Annotated in this window: 4 protein-coding genes; all 4 read right to left on the bottom strand. The window is 62.5% G+C overall.

Annotated elements, in window-relative coordinates:
• Positions 1 to 105: 105 nt before the first annotated feature.
• Positions 106 to 672 carry a hypothetical protein gene (locus tag EII34_RS15625; protein ID WP_124846096.1) on the bottom strand — a complete coding sequence of 189 codons (567 nt, stop codon included), beginning with the start codon at positions 670 to 672 and terminating at the stop codon, positions 106 to 108.
• Between the two features lie 10 nt (positions 673 to 682).
• Positions 683 to 1,441: a hypothetical protein gene (locus tag EII34_RS15620; protein WP_124846095.1), complete on the bottom strand. Its 759-nt coding sequence runs from the start codon at positions 1,439 to 1,441 to the stop codon at positions 683 to 685.
• A gap of 111 nt (positions 1,442 to 1,552) precedes the next feature.
• Positions 1,553 to 1,822 carry a hypothetical protein gene (locus EII34_RS15615; RefSeq protein WP_124846094.1) on the bottom strand — a complete coding sequence of 90 codons (270 nt, stop codon included), beginning with the start codon at positions 1,820 to 1,822 and terminating at the stop codon, positions 1,553 to 1,555.
• A 64-nt stretch (positions 1,823 to 1,886) separates the two neighbouring features.
• Positions 1,887 to 2,071: hypothetical protein (locus EII34_RS16350; RefSeq protein WP_221620325.1), on the bottom strand; the 185-nt coding region annotated here is incomplete at its 5' end.

Raw genomic sequence — 2,071 nt, 5'->3', positions numbered from 1 at the left:
ATCATCACTTTGCTTGCCGCCCCCAATCCCACCAGCCCAACGTCCCCGGAGCCGTCAAGTTGGACCTCGTATCCCCACGGATGATAGGCGAGGACGACCCCACGCTCAGCCCTCGTATCCATGCGCACCGCCTTTCGGGGACAACGGCCACAGCTCTGCCGACTCCTTCGGCCACGGCACCGAGATCGCCAACAGGGCTCCATCTCGCCCGATCGTGACCGCGACATCCCCCGTGGTCAGGTTGACCTCAGGCTGGCCGTCGCCGATCCAGACGGTGAGGTGGTCGTCGTCCACCGAGCTGGCCAGGGGGAGGAACATGTCCACGTTACGCTTGGCAGGCTCCCGATAGTCCGGGGTCACCTTCCAAGGCCACATGTCCCGGTCAACAACAGGCGTGCCCACCTTGGTGGGAACCCCGTGAAGGGTCCGCCCTCGGTCGTCCTCCTGCGGCAGGTCAATGATCACGAACCCGATCAGCGCCCCAGTGTCGGGATCGATCTTCAGCTCGACGAAACCGTCAGCAGGGTCCCTGATGAACAGGTACAGGGGTGCGTCGGAGATGACGCAGTCCCATTCCAGCATCAGCGGAACCCACCGGTCGGTCTCGATCACAGTCCCCGTGGATGCCGCTACCCCTACGCTCCGCACCCCGGCACCCGTCTCCACGTTCATGCACTCAACGCTACAGGGTGGCAAGCCAACCTGCGCGGTGCTGAAGCATGACGACCTCCTCGCCCTGACTCTCCCGGATTCCACCCACCGACGACGACGCCTCCTGGATCGCCTCGGGGGTGCCGAAGATCACCACACCGCTGACCGGATGATTGTTCAACGGCACCACGGACATCAGGCCGATCTGCGGCAGCAGCCCAAGCAGGGCTTCCTTGACTGATCTGCCAACGACCTCATGGTTTGCTCCGTCATATGGCAGGTAGTTCCGCGTTGCCCACCACAGCAGGCCGGTGGTTGCCTTGACGAACCGCTGACCTGCGTCAGCATCAGCTGAGGCCGCCAACCACCAGCCCGAACGTGGCCCAAACAGCGGACCTTGCAACAAGTGGTGGAGTTCCTCGGTGTTGGGAGTGATCTGCCACCACTCCATGCATCGGTGGAACTTGGTGTCATCCTCATAGATCAAACGCCCCAGCCGCGTCGTGGTGGACGCCTTGTGCTGAGTGGTCCAGCTCGATGGCTCCGTTCCGGCCTTGTATCGGCTCGTTCCCGCGATGAACCAGTCCAGCTTCTTGCCCCACTCCGCCATCAAACGACCGAACAGGCCCTCCGGCAGGGAGTCATCGCCCAGCAGCCACAGCGCGTCAACCTGCCCGTCGATGGGCCGGTACGGCCACCACGACTTGCGTTGGATGTCACGGATGAAGAAAGCCCCGTGCAGCGGGAACCCTTCAGGGTAGAAGGTGGATTCGTCGTACTCGGTTGTCATGTCATGCCCCACTTTGATGCTGCCGCTCTGCGGATCAAGTTCAGGATACGTCACCGCGAAGCAGTGACCTGACGGCCCTGCGAGCTGGATGCCATCCCCTGTGGCCTGGCGTCATGCGAAGAACTCAGCTGACGCTCGTTCCACGGCCATACGCATCTGCTCCTCGGTCACGCAGGGCACGACGAGAACGCGGCGAAGCTCCGTGAAACGGCATTGCCCCAGCTCCTCCGCGATGTCCTGCGAGAGCCGAACGGGGTCATAAAAGGTGACATCAACCACACGATCGTTGATGCGTACCGAGGCGCCCCAGAAGACACCCTTCGCCTCAACCTCCCAAGCGTGGTCGTGAAAATCAGCGGGCAACAGTAGTTCCCGAGCCATGCAGCCCCTCCCCGAGGCGATGTGGTTGAGCAACCCAGTCCACTTCCACTGCCACCCCCTGACTTCAATCCTGCCGACCCTTGCGGGGAGAAAGGTGCTGGAAGTGAGGGCCTTCCAGCATGTCGATGAAGAAGTTTCGCATGGTCATTCGCAACTCCCCGTCCGGCCAGACGCCAAGACAGGCGACGCGAACTCGTTCCCCCACCTTTGGCCAGTGCTCCTCGCCGCACAGCTCAGGGTCGTTGTTCA

Origin of the sequence: Arachnia propionica, assembly GCF_003859805.1 — a bacterium.
GTDB lineage: Bacteria > Actinomycetota > Actinomycetes > Propionibacteriales > Propionibacteriaceae > Arachnia > Arachnia propionica_C.
The sequence above is the reverse complement of the archived record's forward strand: the minus strand, read 5'-3'. Positions and strand labels throughout refer to the sequence as shown.